The sequence below is a fragment of the Christiangramia pacifica genome (assembly GCF_057221535.1).
The window spans coordinates 136,394-151,286 of the sequence record NZ_CM170146.1; the positions used below are offsets into that span (position 1 = coordinate 136,394).

General features: G+C 38.0%; 12 protein-coding genes. 3 read left to right on the top strand and 9 right to left on the bottom strand.

Annotated elements, in window-relative coordinates; genetic code table 11:
• Positions 1 to 5: 5 nt before the first annotated feature.
• Positions 6 to 3,461, bottom strand: coding sequence for a methylmalonyl-CoA mutase family protein (locus tag AC2S94_RS00685; RefSeq protein ID WP_484629598.1), 3,456 nt, complete (start codon positions 3,459 to 3,461; stop codon positions 6 to 8).
• A 200-nt stretch (positions 3,462 to 3,661) separates the two neighbouring features.
• Between AC2S94_RS00685 and AC2S94_RS00690 the strand changes: the two genes are divergently transcribed.
• Positions 3,662 to 4,366 carry a DUF4197 domain-containing protein gene (locus AC2S94_RS00690; RefSeq protein WP_484629599.1) on the top strand — a complete coding sequence of 235 codons (705 nt, stop codon included), beginning with the start codon at positions 3,662 to 3,664 and terminating at the stop codon, positions 4,364 to 4,366.
• 158 nt (positions 4,367 to 4,524) lie between these two features.
• The gene (locus AC2S94_RS00695) at positions 4,525 to 4,722 is read left to right on the top strand and encodes a Lacal_2735 family protein (RefSeq protein WP_484629600.1); all 198 of its coding nucleotides are present in this window, start codon (positions 4,525 to 4,527) and stop codon (positions 4,720 to 4,722) included.
• Here the strand turns inward: AC2S94_RS00695 and AC2S94_RS00700 are convergent.
• The 7 genes from AC2S94_RS00700 to AC2S94_RS00730 all read right to left on the bottom strand — a co-directional run bounded on the left by AC2S94_RS00700 (position 4,703) and on the right by AC2S94_RS00730 (position 12,507).
• Positions 4,703 to 5,476: an ABC transporter substrate-binding protein gene (locus AC2S94_RS00700; RefSeq protein WP_484629601.1), complete on the bottom strand. Its 774-nt coding sequence runs from the start codon at positions 5,474 to 5,476 to the stop codon at positions 4,703 to 4,705. The genes AC2S94_RS00695 and AC2S94_RS00700 overlap by 20 nt on opposite strands.
• Before the next feature lie 9 nt (positions 5,477 to 5,485).
• Positions 5,486 to 6,304, bottom strand: coding sequence for an orotidine-5'-phosphate decarboxylase (gene pyrF, locus AC2S94_RS00705; protein ID WP_484629602.1), 819 nt, complete (start codon positions 6,302 to 6,304; stop codon positions 5,486 to 5,488).
• 21 nt (positions 6,305 to 6,325) lie between these two features.
• The gene (gene prfA, locus AC2S94_RS00710; protein ID WP_484629603.1) at positions 6,326 to 7,402 is read right to left on the bottom strand and encodes a peptide chain release factor 1; all 1,077 of its coding nucleotides are present in this window, start codon (positions 7,400 to 7,402) and stop codon (positions 6,326 to 6,328) included.
• 63 nt (positions 7,403 to 7,465) lie between these two features.
• A complete protein-coding gene (locus AC2S94_RS00715; RefSeq protein WP_484629604.1) occupies positions 7,466 to 8,164 on the bottom strand; it encodes a lysoplasmalogenase family protein in 699 nt (232 codons plus the stop codon).
• A 79-nt stretch (positions 8,165 to 8,243) separates the two neighbouring features.
• On the bottom strand, positions 8,244 to 8,930 hold the full coding sequence (locus tag AC2S94_RS00720) for a hypothetical protein (protein ID WP_484629605.1): 687 nt from the start codon (positions 8,928 to 8,930) through the stop codon (positions 8,244 to 8,246).
• A gap of 88 nt (positions 8,931 to 9,018) precedes the next feature.
• Entirely contained in the window at positions 9,019 to 10,200 is a 1,182-nt protein-coding gene (locus AC2S94_RS00725) for an AIR synthase related protein (RefSeq protein WP_484629606.1), read from the bottom strand.
• A gap of 120 nt (positions 10,201 to 10,320) precedes the next feature.
• Complete coding sequence (locus tag AC2S94_RS00730) at positions 10,321 to 12,507, bottom strand: glutamine synthetase III family protein (protein WP_484629607.1); 2,187 nt, start codon at positions 12,505 to 12,507, stop codon at positions 10,321 to 10,323.
• A 285-nt stretch (positions 12,508 to 12,792) separates the two neighbouring features.
• Here AC2S94_RS00730 and AC2S94_RS00735 point away from each other — a divergent pair, with 285 nt between their 5' ends.
• Positions 12,793 to 13,818 carry a glutamine synthetase beta-grasp domain-containing protein gene (locus AC2S94_RS00735; RefSeq protein ID WP_484629608.1) on the top strand — a complete coding sequence of 342 codons (1,026 nt, stop codon included), beginning with the start codon at positions 12,793 to 12,795 and terminating at the stop codon, positions 13,816 to 13,818.
• Positions 13,819 to 13,869: 51 nt separating this feature from the next.
• Here AC2S94_RS00735 and AC2S94_RS00740 read toward each other — a convergent pair whose 3' ends face one another.
• Entirely contained in the window at positions 13,870 to 14,814 is a 945-nt protein-coding gene (locus AC2S94_RS00740) for a calcium/sodium antiporter (protein ID WP_484629609.1), read from the bottom strand.
• Positions 14,815 to 14,893 lie beyond the last annotated feature (79 nt).

Below are 14,893 nucleotides of genomic sequence, written 5' to 3' on the forward strand. Positions count from 1 at the left end.
AAAAATTACATATTTCTTCTGTACTGCCCTCCTACTTCGAATAACGCATATGTGATCTGGCCTAAAGAACAAACCTTAGTCGCCTCCATTAGCTCTTCAAATAAATTCTCATTATTTATTGCAGCCTTCTGAATACGGTCCAATGCGGCCTCTGCCTTAGATTCTTTAGCTTTATGTAAAGTTTGAAGAGTTTTTATCTGAGCTTCTTTTTCATCTTCCGTAGCTCTAATAACTTCTCCAGGCGTTACCGTTGGTGATCCTGTTGAACTTAAGAATGTATTTACTCCAATTATCGGATAATCCCCATTATGCTTTAGGGTTTCGTAATAAAGGCTTTCTTCCTGGATCTTCCCACGTTGGTACATCGTCTCCATTGCTCCAAGAACACCACCTCTTTCAGTAATCCTGTCAAATTCAGTTAATACTGCTTCTTCCACAAGATCAGTAAGTTCTTCAATAATAAAAGATCCCTGGATTGGATTCTCGTTTTTCGCCAGCCCTAATTCCTTATTGATAATAAGCTGAATAGCCATAGCTCTTCTTACAGAAGCTTCCGTAGGAGTAGTAATCGCTTCATCGTATGCATTTGTATGTAATGAATTACAGTTATCATAAATCGCATACAGTGCCTGAAGAGTAGTTCTGATATCATTAAAATCAATTTCCTGGGCATGTAAAGATCTACCAGAAGTCTGAATGTGATATTTCAGCATCTGCGCACGGGAATTAGCGCCGTATTTATGTTTTAAAGCCTTGGACCAGATTCTTCTGGCCACACGACCAATAACGGCATATTCCGGATCTACCCCATTTGAGAAAAAGAAAGATAAGTTCGGTCCGAATTTATTGATATCCATTCCTCGACTTAGATAATATTCTACATAGGTAAATCCATTTGCCAAGGTGAATGCTAGCTGGGTAATAGGGTTTGCACCGGCTTCCGCAATGTGATAACCTGAAATTGAAACCGAATAAAAGTTTCTCACTTTCTCTTCAATAAAATATTCCTGAACGTCACCCATTAATCTTAAGGCGAATTCTGTAGAGAAAATACAGGTGTTCTGTGCCTGATCTTCCTTCAGAATATCTGCCTGAACAGTTCCTCGAACTACGCTGATAGTTTCAGCTTTAATTTTTTCATATACATCCTCCGGCAGAATTTGATCTCCTGTCAAACCTAAAAGCATCAATCCAAGCCCATCATTTCCTTCCGGTAGCTCTCCTTTATAAGAAGGACGGTCTATGCCATTATCATCATAAAGCTCTTTCAGCTTCGCCTCAACTTTATCCTCGAGACCATTTTCTCTAATATATTTTTCACAATTCTGATCGATAGCTGCATTCATAAAGAATCCAAGCAACATTGGCGCAGGGCCGTTTATAGTCATACTCACCGATGTCATCGCATCAGCAAGGTCGAACCCTGAATACAATTTCTTTGCATCGTCCAGACAACAAATAGAAACCCCGGAATTACCAATTTTACCGTAAATATCTGGTCTGTGATCAGGATCATTTCCGTAAAGGGTTACAGAATCAAAAGCCGTAGATAAACGTTTGGCAGGAAGCCCCTGACTTACATAATGAAAACGTCTGTTGGTTCTTTCAGGTCCACCTTCACCCGCAAACATTCGTGTAGGATCTTCACCCGTTCTTTTAAATGGGTAAAGCCCCGCAGTGTAAGGAAATTCTCCCGGAACATTCTCCTGAAGACACCAGCCCAGAATATCGCCCCAAGCTTTATATTTTGGCAACGCTACTTTAGGAATCTGCGTGTGAGAAAGAGATTCTGTATGTGTCTCTATTTTTATTTCCTTATCTCTCACCTTAAAGCTATAAATAGGCTCTCTGTATTTCGTAACCTTTTCATTCCATGCAAGAATCATTTCCCAATTATATGGATCAAGATCCATTTTGGTTTTATCGAATTCAGCAAAAAGTAATTTCAGAAAATCGTTTTGAGAATCTTCAGCCACTTCAAAGATCTCTTCCTGATCTATTCCATTTTTATCCAAGTATTTAGTCTGGTCTTCTCCGAATTCAGTTTTGATTCCTGCAACGGATTCGATTGTTTTATATATCCCATATAATTTTTGTGCCACCTCAACCTGAGATTTCGCTTTTTCATCATAGCCTCTATTATTTTCGGCAATTTCAGAAAGATAACGTGTACGCTTTGGCGGAATTACGAAAATCTTCTCGCTCATTTGGTCAGAGATCTCGAAAGTTGAAGAAAGCCCGGCTTTGGTCTTTTCCTCTACAGCATCCATAATACTTTTATAGAGCGTATTCATTCCCGGATCATTGAATTGGGAAGCGATCGTTCCAAAAACTGGCAGGGTTTCAGCATCTGCATGCCATAATTGGTGATTGCGCTGGTATTGTTTTTTTACATCTCTTAAAGCATCCTGGGCACCTCTTTTATCGAATTTGTTGATCGCTACCAAATCGGCAAAATCAAGCATATCGATCTTTTCCAGCTGGGTTGCCGCACCAAATTCCGGCGTCATCACATATAATGAAACATCTGAATGATCTAAAATTTCAGTATCACTCTGCCCGATTCCTGAAGTTTCCAGAATGATAAGGTCATATTCGGAAGCTTTTAAAACATCTACAGCTTCTGCGACATATTTAGACAACGCCAAATTCGCCTGTCTAGTTGCCAGGGAACGCATGTACACGCGTTCATGATTTATGGAATTCATGCGAATTCTATCTCCTAGCAAAGCTCCACCCGTTTTTTTCTTGGAAGGATCTACGGAAATAATTCCGATATGCTTATCTGGAAAATCCATTAAAAACCTGCGAACAAGTTCATCTACTAGACTAGATTTACCTGAACCTCCAGTTCCGGTGATCCCTAAAACCGGAGTTTTATTATCTTTTATGAGATCTGAATCAAAATATTTTTTGAATTCATCATGCCTGTTTTCGGCAAGAGAAATCAATCTTGAAATCGTATTTACATCCTTAGCCTTTAGGTTTTTATCAACGTTATCTGAATTCTTCAGATCTGGAACTTCATTATCCACTCTTTTGATCATATCATTGATCATCCCTTGCAATCCCATTTCTCTACCATCATCTGGAGAGTAGATCCTGTCTATGCCGTAATCCATCAATTCCTTGATCTCATCCGGTAGGATCACTCCTCCTCCGCCTCCGAAGATCTTAATATGTCCTGCCTCTTTTTCATTCAAAAGATCATACATATACTTAAAATATTCAGTATGACCTCCCTGGTAAGAAGTCATCGCAATAGCCTGCGCATCTTCCTGAATAGCACAATTCACTACTTCTTCCACACTTCGATCGTGTCCTAAATGGATCACCTCAACACCAGTAGCCTGGATGATACGGCGCATAATATTAATTGCTGCATCATGCCCGTCAAAAAGTGAAGCGGCAGTTACAATTCTTATTTTATTTTTAGGTTTATAGGGAGTTTGTTGTTCCATTTTTAATAGAGTCTGAAATTTGGACCTGCAATTTACGAAAATCGCAATGAAAAAGAGATTTTAATATCTTAGAGAAAACAAAAAATATCATGGGCTTTATCTGAGTAAAATAAACACCATTTTCTATACAATTCTATTTTATGACTTGCGGCAATGGCTCTTTAAAAATTAAGGGTTTATATTTGATTCAAAATCACACTATGAAAAAGTTAATCGCTCTATCTCTAATTTTAATTTTTTCCTCATGCGCAGAATTGCAGCAAATCGCGTCTCAATTGCCACAGGAATATGGCGTGACTGATTCTGAAATAAATTCAGGTTTGAAACAGGCTTTACAATTTGGTATCGATAAGGAAGTGACCAGCCTGGCAAAAGAAGATGGCTTTTTTCGAAATGAACTGGTTAGAATTGGATTACCTCCTGAGTTACAAAAAGTTGATAAAACTCTAAGAGATGTAGGGCTTGACGCTCTCGCTGATGAAGGTTTGAAAGTATTAAATCGCGCCGCTGAAGATGCTGTGAGTGAAGCCATTCCTGTTTTTGCCAATGCAGTGACTCAAATTACTTTTGCCGATGCTAGAAACATCCTGCTAGGTCCCGATGATGCTGCCACCATTTATTTGAATGGGAAAACAGAACAAGAATTATATAATCGATTCAATCCTATAATCAGTAATTCTCTGGATAAGGTTGGAGCTACACAAGTTTGGGCAAATATTATTCAGAAATATAATTCATTACCTATTACTTCGAACGTGAATCCAGATCTTCCGGATTATGTAACCAATGAAGCTCTTAATGGAGTATTTTTAATGATCGCCAAGGAAGAAAAAGACATTAGAAATTCACTTGCCGCCAGAACTACCGACCTTTTACGAAAGGTATTTGCGTTGCAGGATAGATAGGCTTTTTCTTACATTCCATAATATTTTAACAGTTTTTATCTGATTCTTATTCGAATTTAGAACAAACTTAACTACACGTTATCATTATATACGCACCTTCCTGTGTAGTTTTGTTGAGAGGTAATTTGATAAATGAAGTGAGATTAGAATTAGATTATATGTTTAGAATATTTGAAAATAAAAGCAGGGAAGAGCGATTATGCGAAAAGTACTCGAGACTAATGCAAAGAGCTTATAAAACTGCTTTGATAGATAAAGAGAAAAGCGATCAGATTAATTTAAGGGCAAGAAAGATTCTTGCTGAATTAAGAAGAATGAATTGCAGTCTTGTAGAATCTAGGAATGAAACTGCTTAAAATAATCCATTGCTTTAAGTAAACGGCTGCCGTACCAGCTGAAAAATTCTCCATCTACTATTTTTACATCCTTTACCCATTGCATAAATTCAGGTTTATGTTTTTCTTCAAATGGAAAAGGCTCCGAAGACAACATACAAAGATCAACATCCAAATCATTTAATTCCTTCAGACTGATTTCTGGATATCTACTGGTCTTAACTACATTCTCAAAATTATTCAATTCTAGTATATAGTTGATAAAGGTATTCTGTCCTGCCACCATTAATGGTTTGTTCCATATAAAATAAGCTACCCTTCTTCGTTTCGAATTCTGTACAATTTCAGTCAGACTTTCAGTCTTTTTTTGGATTGATGCGATCATCGTTTGCGCTAATTCCACTTTGTCAAAGATCTCACCATATTGTTGCATCATTTCATATACATCTTCCAGGTTTGAAATATCGGTTAAATGAACAGGAGCGATCTTTTCCATTTCTTCCACCATTTCCCTGATATTTTCTTCTTTATTGCATAAAATAATATCAGGATTAAGGTCTTTCACCTTACGGATATTAACCTTTTTAGTTCCACCAAGGGTTGTTTTAATGCTTTTCAAATGTTCTGGATGTACACAGAAATGGGTGATCCCCACAATAGATTCTTCAAGTCCAAGATCAACAAGAAGTTCGGTTTGACTCGGCACCAGCGATATTATTCTCTTCGGAATCTTATCAAGTTTAATTTTTCTACCTAATTGATCCCTGATTTCCATAAAGCTCTTTTACAATCGTTCTAATTCAGAAGCCATCTGGTTCTGAATAGCTTCAGCTTTAGCGGCGGCAATTTCAGCAAAATTTGAGGAATCTGAAGCGTAAATGATCTTTCTGGATGAGTTTACCAGCAGACCAACATTTTTGGTCATTCCATATTTACAAACTTCTTCCAGACTTCCTCCCTGAGCTCCAACACCGGGAACGAGCAGAAAATTTTCCGGAATGATCTTCCTGATATCGGCAAGATATTCGGCTTTTGTAGCACCAACTACATACATTAGGTTTTCTGAATTATTCCAATCTTTGGAAGTTTTGATCACGTTTTTGTAAAGATCTTCATCTCCCGTTTTCAATGTCTGAAAATCGAAAGCGCCTTCATTTGAAGTTAGTGCAAGTAAAATTGTATGCTTATTTGTAAACTCTAAAAAAGGTTCCACAGAATCCTTCCCCATATAAGGAGCTACGGTTACCGAATCAAAGCCAAGGTCATCAAAAAAGGCCTTTGCATACATCCTTGAAGTATTTCCAATATCACCTCTTTTAGCATCTGCGATGGTGTAAAGATCTGGATATTCAGAATGAAGGTATTCTATGGTCTTTTTGAGCGACTTCCATCCGGAAACACCTAACGCCTCATAGAAAGCGATATTTGGCTTATAGGCCACACAATATTCATGCGTGGCGTCTATGATTGCCTTATTGAAACTGAACACAGGATCTTTTTCGGATAGTAAATAAGTCGGGATCCTTTCAAGATCGGTATCCAAACCTACACATAAAAATGATTTCTTTTTAAAGATCTGCTCCGTCAGTTCCTGTGAAGTCATAAAATATTTCCGTTTTCGAGTTTATAGAATATCAGAGTTCTCTTTCAACTTTTCAGTATTTTCAGCCAATTGCAGCTCATCTATGATCTTCTGAATATCACCATTGATAATATTTGAAAGATCGTATAAAGTAAGGTTGATTCGGTGATCTGTTACCCTACTCTGAGCATAATTGTAAGTCCTGATCTTCGCACTACGGTCACCACTGGAAACCATCGAATTTCTTTTAGCAGCATCTGCCTCCATTTTCTTGGCAAGCTCCATTTCGTAAAGTCTGGATCTAAGTACACGGAATGCTTTTTCCTTGTTTTTATGCTGAGATTTCTGATCCTGACATTGAGCCACCAAACCTGTTGGTTCGTGAGTTAAACGCACGGCTGAATAGGTTGTATTTACTGACTGACCTCCTGGTCCTGAAGAACAGAAATAATCAATTCTTACATCTTTCGGATCAATTTCCACATCAAATTCTTCTGCTTCCGGTAAAACCATAACGGTTGCCGCTGAAGTATGCACGCGACCCTGCGTTTCAGTTTGAGGAACTCTTTGCACACGGTGAACACCGGCTTCAAATTTCATAGTTCCGTAAACGTCTTCTCCGGAAACTTCAAAGATCATTTCCTTGAATCCACCACTAGTCCCTTCACTAAAGTCAACAATATTATGGCTCCAGCCACGGCTTTCCACATATTTCGTATACATACGATAAAGGTCACCCGCAAAAATACTGGCTTCATCACCACCGGTTCCCGCACGAATTTCCATCACCACGTTTTTACCGTCTTCAGGATCTTTAGGAATAAGCATCATCCTGATCTTTTCTTCCAGTTCAGGAAGCTGACCTTTAGCCTCATCTAACTGAAGTTTTGCCATTTCAGTCATTTCAGGATCGCTTCCGTCTGAAATTATTTCTTCGGCTTCTTGGATATTATCGGTAAGGCTGATGTATTTCTCACGTTCATCCATCAAAGCCCTAAGATCTTTGTACTCTTTATTTAATTCAATATACCGCTTCTGGTCTGAAATCACATCCGGCTGGATAATCAAATCGTTCACCTCATCAAACCGCTGCTTTACGATATTAAGTCTATCAATCATATATTACTACTGAATTTAGGAAAGCAAATTTACGATAATTTGCCTGAAATTTCAGAGAAAGCTTTAAAGGCTTTCCATTTCTGCCACGGCCTCATGACTTCGGGCAAAAGAAGTAAATTTCACAAGTCCTGCAATTCCGAGAATATAGAAAAATCTATCGGGAAAATAAAACTCATAAAACTGAAGATAATAGCCTATAAAAGAAGTAATATCTGAAAATACTAGGCAAAGGGTTGCCGCAGTAAAATAAAATGAAGTTCTGTCTGAATATCGATTACTGTAGGAAATAGCTGCGATCACCATAGCGATCATAGAAATTCCATAAATATAGAACAGTATATCGAGTCCCGGGTAAACGTATTGTCCCGGAACCATTCCAACCAACATATAGAGCATTCCAAGGTTCAGAAAAAATACCACCACAAAGAGTAATTTCTGAAAGAGGTTCGTCTTAAGATTTTTAAGTTCAGGAACCACAACGAGCACCAGTAAGGTATATGCTGAAATCCGCATTAAGAAAGTAGCGGTATTTGCAATCGGGTTCTCGTAATAAAATAATAAAAGATCAGAAATTAACAGACAGAAAAATGCGCTCAACATTCTCTTACCGTATGTTTTGCGCCAAAGCAAAATGAGCAGGAAAATTCCTGTGCTAATCAAACGCGCCCACCTGCTTAATTCCTGATCATATTCATATATAATATAAAGGTTGGCAATAAGAAGTATCAGCACAATGGCTGAAATAATAGATTTTGGTAACATGTCGATTTGGTTGATCAACGAGACTTACGTAAAAATGACAGCATCGGTTTTCAAAAAATCCGAAAAAATTTAAACTTTTTTACTTTAATTCTGAAGCTTCCTCAGATCTCTTTGATCTAATAGCGAACGCAAGCAAAAATGCGACCCCAAGAATATTTACCAATCGGTCTAAATAGAAGAATTCTTTAAAACCCAAATAATAGGCGTTATAATAGAATATATCAGAAAGCACGAAGGCAAGGGAAACGATAACCAGGTAAAGGCCTTTCCTATTGGCATACCGGTTGAAATAAGAAAGGGAAACTGCAGCGATAGCCAGAGAAAGTATTCCTAAAAGATAGAAGAGAGTCGTAAATATCACATTTTGGTCCTTACCTGGAAGTGATTCTGCCATCTCATGAAGAACGTATAGGTCTATAGCTAGAATAAATCCCCCAATAAGAATAGTAACCGGGCTGAATTTCAGTTTTGAAAGCTTTGGAATTACCAATAAAATTAAATTTATATAAGCCAGAATTCGAACCGCATAGACGATATTTTTAACGAGCGGTATCTCGTAATAAACCAATAAGCCATCACAGAGCACCAGCAATATAAAAATCGCCAGTAGTTTATAGTTTTTAAAGAATTTGAAAATATAAAATAGAAAGAAAATTGTAGTCGCGCCAAATCTGAACCACCTTTCTGTAACGGGATCTAAAAAATAGATAGCCAGGAAATTGGCAGCGATAAGAATTCCCGTGATTAGGGCTAGCCAGATTTTCATTGATGAATTAGTATAATCTACTGATTAGATGATATTTTCCAAAAAAACTTAAAATCCATGAATAAAGAAAGCAAATTAAAAATTATGATTAACGGTATTCAAAACTTCCATGTTCACTTTTGATGGTAAGCTTTTTAGATTCTGAAGCTTCCACCCTGCCAATAATTTTAGCATCCACATTAAAGGATTTTGAAATTTCAATAATTTGATCTGCGACAGCTTCGTCTACATAAAGCTCCATACGATGTCCCATATTAAAAACCTGGTACATTTCTTTCCAGTCGGTTTTACTTTCCTGCTGGATCAGTTTGAAAAGTGGCGGAGTGTCGAAAAGATCGTTTTTAATAATGTGATTTTCATCTATGAAATGAAGAATTTTGGTCTGCGCACCTCCACTGCAGTGAACCATCCCATCAATTTTATCATTTCCGATATCTTTCAAAATCTTTTTTATAATTGGGGCATAAGTTCTGGTTGGCGATAGTACCAGTTTCCCGGCGTCAATCGGACTATTTTCTACCTCATCGGTTAATTCTTTAGTTCCGGAGTAAACGAGTTCATCTGGGATTGAGCTATCAAAACTTTCCGGGAACTTTTCAACAAGAACTTTGGAGAAAACATCGTGTCTCGCGGAAGTAAGTCCGTTACTACCCATTCCACCATTATATTCCTTTTCATAAGTTGCCTGTCCAAAAGAGGCCAGCCCTACGATCACATTTCCAGGTTTGATATTTGCATTATCAATCACCTCAGATTTTTTCATCCTTGCAGTAACCGTAGAATCAACAATGATGGTTCTTACCAAATCCCCGACATCTGCAGTTTCACCACCAGTCGAATGAATTTTAACGCCAAATTCCTTTAATTCTGAAATCAATTCCTCGGTTCCATTAATGATCGCTGAGATCACTTCTCCGGGTATCAAATTCTTATTCCTTCCAATCGTAGAAGAAAGTAAAATGTTATTTGTGGCTCCAACACAAAGAAGATCGTCGATATTCATAATTAGCGCATCCTGAGCGATCCCTTTCCAGACCGAAATATCTCCGGTTTCTTTCCAGTACATGTAAGCGAGCGACGATTTGGTTCCGGCGCCATCAGCATGCATGATCAAACAATGATCTTCACTTCCGGTAAGGTAATCTGGAACGATCTTGCAGAAAGCCTTTGGAAACAGACCTTTATCTACGTTTTTGATAGCATTATGCACATCCTCTTTTCCGGCGCTAACACCTCTTCCTGAATATCGCTTACTTACTTCTTTACTCATGACATTTGCTTAGAGATTTCAAAGATAATTAGTTTAGACAGTTCTGGTAAATAATCCTCAGATTTTAAATAAAAAAGCCACGCTTGCAGGCGTGGCTTTAGATAATTCAGTTTAACAGAATTATTTTGTAAATAACATTTCTCTGTACTTGGTAAGTGGCCAAAGTTCGTCATCAACCAGTAACTCAAGTTTATCACAATGATATCTTATCTCTTCAAAGAAAGGTTTTACATCGTCACAATAAGCGAATGCTCTTTTCTCTGCATCCTCGATCTTATTTGCAACTTTTCTGGCTTCGATCATTGCATTTACATTAGAATTAATGCTGGCAATGTGAGCAGAAATACTTTCAATGATCTCTAATTGCTCTTTTGCATGTCTAGTATACTCATCTCCATAAATAGACTTAAGACCAGTTACATTCTTAATTAGAATATTCTGGTAACGTATGGACGTTGGAATCACATGATTTCTGGCAATATCTCCAAGGATACGACCTTCGATCTGGATTCTCATCGCATACTCTTCCAATTCAATTTCGTGACGAGCTTCAATCTCAGTCTCGTTCATCACCTCTAGTTCCTTGTAAAGAGCGATGGTTTTTTTGCTTACCTGAGCTTTAAGGGCCTGTGGAGTAGTTCTGTTATTACTTAAACCACGTTTTTTAGCTTCTTTTTCCCATGCTTCACCATATCCGTCTCCTTCAAAACGAATTTTCTTGGACTTCTTGATGTATTCTCTCAAAATATTGAAAATAGCATCGTCCTTCTTCATTTTCTTATCCTTGATCAACTTATCAACTTCAACTTTAAAGTCTTTAAGCTGCTTGGCAACGATACTGTTCAATACAGTCATTGCTCCTGCACAGTTGGCAAGTGAACCTACTGCACGGAATTCGAATTTGTTTCCTGTAAATGCGAATGGAGAAGTTCTGTTTCTATCTGTGTTGTCAAGTAAAATTTCAGGAATTTTACCAACTACATTTAATTTGAGGTCAGTTTTCTCTTGAGGAGAAAGTTTCCCGTCAGTTACTTTTTCAAGTTCGTCAAGAACTTTGGTTAGCTGTGAACCAATAAAAACTGAAAGTATTGCTGGTGGAGCTTCGTTCGCACCTAAACGGTGGTCGTTGGAAGCGCTGGCAATAGCAGCTCTTAATAATTCTTCATTGTCATATACAGCTTTGATGGTATTCACGAAGAAAGTCAAGAACTGAAGGTTCTTCATAGGCGTAGAACCTGGAGACAATAAGTTCGTTCCGGTATCTGTAGCCAGTGACCAGTTGTTATGTTTACCACTACCATTTATTCCGGCGAATGGTTTTTCGTGCATTAACACAGCAAGATTATGTCTTTCACCAACTTTCTTCATCACATCCATGATCAATGAGTTGTGATCTACAGCAAGGTTAGCCTCTTCAAAAATTGGGGCAAGCTCAAACTGGTTAGGCGCAACCTCGTTGTGACGAGTTTTAACCGGAATACCTAATTTCATACATTCGATCTCCAGATCCATCATAAAAGCAATTGCTCTTGAAGGGATAGATCCAAAATAGTGATCATCTAACTGCTGCCCTTTTGCTGGAGAATGTCCCAGTAAAGTTCTACCGGTTAACGTAATATCAGGTCTTGAAGCAACAAGAGCTGAATCTATTAGAAAGTATTCCTGCTCCCATCCAAGAGTTGCATTTACTTTCTTTACATTTTTATCAAAATATTTAGCAACATTTGTAGCGGCATTATCCACTGCCTGAAGAGCTCTTAGTAATGGTGTTTTATTATCAAGTGCTTCCCCTGTGTAAGCAACAAATACGGTTGGAATACATAGAGTAGTTCCCCAAATAAATGCTGGAGAAGTTGGATCCCATGCAGTATAACCACGAGCTTCAAAAGTATTTCTAATACCTCCATTCGGAAAACTTGATGCATCAGGTTCCTGCTGAACTAGCTGACCTCCACCAAATTTTTCAATGGCAAGACCTTCTCCAAGAGGTTCGAAGAATGAATCGTGCTTTTCTGCAGTTGCCCCGGTTAACGGCTGAAACCAGTGAGTGTAGTGCGTTACTCCTTTAGAGATCGCCCATTCTTTCATTCCTGTAGAAATATGATCTGCAACGTTACGGTCAATTTTCTTTCCCGTACGCATTGCTTCCGTCACATTTTCGAATGCTTCCTTAGTAAGAAACTGTCTCATCACAGTTTCATTAAAAACGTTACTAGAGAAAATTTCGGATCTTCTGGCAGGTTCTTCGACCTTAACAGCCTTGCGGTTTAAAGTTTCTTTTAAAGCTTGAAATCGTAAAGTTGACATATTAAATATTTGAGTTGTGTTTTTCTTTTAAAAATACATTTTTAAATGTAAAAAGCCGAAAATCATATAATTAACCGACTTGAAGTTGCGAATATAAGATTTATGCATTGAAAATTTGAAGATTTAAACCTTAAAAAATGCTAAAATTGAATTTTTACCCCTAAAAAAATAGGGTGTACGTAAAAATTAACTTCATTTTAATTTTTGACACCCCGCTATAAAAGGGGTTTAAGATTTAATTAATATTTTTGATGCTTTATTATCCAATTAAAATATTCTTTTATTATGAGCAACAAGGCAAAACTTGAGTACATCTGGTTGGATGGATATTATCCTACCCAAAATATGCGTAGTAAGACTAAAATTGAGGAAGACTTTAGCGGAAAGCTTAAGGATTGTCCAATCTGGTCTTTTGATGGTTCCTCTACAAAACAAGCTGAAGGCGGATCTTCAGATTGTCTTTTAAAACCGGTGGCAATTTATCCAGATCCGGCTCGCAAGAACGGATACCTGGTAATGTCTGAGGTTTTAAATCCAGACGGAAGTCCGCATGAAACCAATTCCAGAGCAACCATCGATGATGAAGATGAGGATTTCTGGTTCGGTTTTGAACAGGAATACTTTATTATGGATACTAAAACTCAACTTCCTTTAGGCTTCCCAATGGGAGGTTACCCAGGACCACAGGGAATGTATTACTGCTCTGTTGGTGGTAGAAATACGCACGGAAGAGATCTTGTGGAAGAGCATGCAGATCTTTGCCTAGAAGCAGGAATCAATTTTGAAGGGATTAACCAGGAAGTTGCTAGCGGACAATGGGAATTCCAGGTTTTTGCCAAGGGAGGAAAGAAAGCAGGAGATGAAGTATGGGTTGCACGATACTTATTAGACAGACTTACTGAAAAATACGGTTGCTATATCGAATACCACCCTAAACCTGTAAAAGGAGACTGGAATGGTTCCGGTATGCATTGTAACTTTTCTAATACGCTATTAAGAACTGCCGGTTCAAAAGAAGTTTATGACCAGGTTTGTGAAGCTTTCAGACCTGTAACTAGAGAACACATAGAAGTTTACGGTGAGTACAATGATCAGCGTCTTACCGGTAAACATGAAACCGCTTCTATAGACGATTTCAGCTACGGAGTATCAGATCGTGGAGCTTCAATCAGAATTCCGATCATCACCGTAGAGAAAGGATATAAAGGATGGCTGGAAGACAGAAGACCTGCTTCTAACGCAGATCCGTACAAGGTAGCCGCCAGAATCATTAAAACAGTGGAATCTGTTGATGCAGCGGTCAGCGCTTAAAAATAAATTGAAAAAGAAAAATCAAGCCATCTTTTACGGATGGCTTTTTTGTTATATAATGGTTAGTAAAATAAATACCGAATAACCAGCAATTAAGGCAAAACCTTCTTTCCTGCCCATTTCAGACATTTTAGGGATCATCAATAATGGTAACAAAATAAAAGCTATTCCCAGCATCCAAACCATATCATTGGTAAGAACTTCCGAAGATTGAACTACAACGGGTTTTATTAATGCTGTCAACCCGAGTACGGATGCAATATTAAAGATATTGGAGCCAATAAGATTCCCCAGTGACATTGCCTTTTCTTTTTTCATCGCTGCGATTAAAGAGGCTGCAAGTTCAGGAACGCTTGTCCCTACTGCTATAACGGTTACCGAAACAATGCGTTCACTCACTCCCAATTGGGTCGCCAGATCCACGGCTCCTTTTACCAGTAGTTCAGATCCGCCCCAAAGTGCAAACATCCCAATTAGCAACCAAATTGTCATTTTGAACCCGCGAACATCACGCAGAGATTCATCAACCTCTTCTACAACTACTTTATCTTTTCTTCTAGAACGCTTTATGAGAAGTATCAAATAACCTACAAGTCCCAATAGTAAAATTCCGCCTTCAATCCTGGATAATTCGTTATTGCTCATCAGGAAAAAATAAAGAGCAATGGAAAAAATCATCATTACCGGCCAGTTGATTCTATAAAAATCCCGGTCTACCAGCAAAGGTGAAACCATCGCGGTCAAGCCAAGTACAAGACCGATATTGGCTATATTAGATCCGATCACATTTCCCAGGGAAATATCCGAAAATCCATCAATCGCGGCCTGTAAACTTACGAGCAATTCCGGAGCAGAAGTGGCAAAAGATACTACCGTAAGACCAATTACCATTCTTGAAATATTTAATTTCAAAGAAAGCGCTACTGAAGAACGAACCAGGAACTCCCCTCCTATTATCAGTAAAACAAAGCCTATTAGTAAATATACAATGCTCATAAAACGTTTTTTGCGAAGATAGCGGAAATGCTTTTAAAAAGACATAATTGAAAAAACAACTACTTTTTTAGTTTTGAAA

Bases quoted from the DNA above. Each gene is read 5' to 3' on its own strand.
- AC2S94_RS00685 (WP_484629598.1), bottom strand. From the start codon at position 3,461: ATGGAACAACAAACTCCCTATAAACCTAAAAATAAAATAAGAATTGTA.
- AC2S94_RS00690 (WP_484629599.1), top strand. From the start codon at position 3,662: ATGAAAAAGTTAATCGCTCTATCTCTAATTTTAATTTTTTCCTCATGC.
- AC2S94_RS00695 (WP_484629600.1), top strand. From the start codon at position 4,525: ATGTTTAGAATATTTGAAAATAAAAGCAGGGAAGAGCGATTATGCGAA.
- AC2S94_RS00700 (WP_484629601.1), bottom strand. From the start codon at position 5,476: ATGGAAATCAGGGATCAATTAGGTAGAAAAATTAAACTTGATAAGATT.
- pyrF (WP_484629602.1), bottom strand. From the start codon at position 6,304: ATGACTTCACAGGAACTGACGGAGCAGATCTTTAAAAAGAAATCATTT.
- prfA (WP_484629603.1), bottom strand. From the start codon at position 7,402: ATGATTGATAGACTTAATATCGTAAAGCAGCGGTTTGATGAGGTGAAC.
- AC2S94_RS00715 (WP_484629604.1), bottom strand. From the start codon at position 8,164: ATGTTACCAAAATCTATTATTTCAGCCATTGTGCTGATACTTCTTATT.
- AC2S94_RS00720 (WP_484629605.1), bottom strand. From the start codon at position 8,930: ATGAAAATCTGGCTAGCCCTAATCACGGGAATTCTTATCGCTGCCAAT.
- AC2S94_RS00725 (WP_484629606.1), bottom strand. From the start codon at position 10,200: ATGAGTAAAGAAGTAAGTAAGCGATATTCAGGAAGAGGTGTTAGCGCC.
- AC2S94_RS00730 (WP_484629607.1), bottom strand. From the start codon at position 12,507: ATGTCAACTTTACGATTTCAAGCTTTAAAAGAAACTTTAAACCGCAAG.
- AC2S94_RS00735 (WP_484629608.1), top strand. From the start codon at position 12,793: ATGAGCAACAAGGCAAAACTTGAGTACATCTGGTTGGATGGATATTAT.
- AC2S94_RS00740 (WP_484629609.1), bottom strand. From the start codon at position 14,814: ATGAGCATTGTATATTTACTAATAGGCTTTGTTTTACTGATAATAGGA.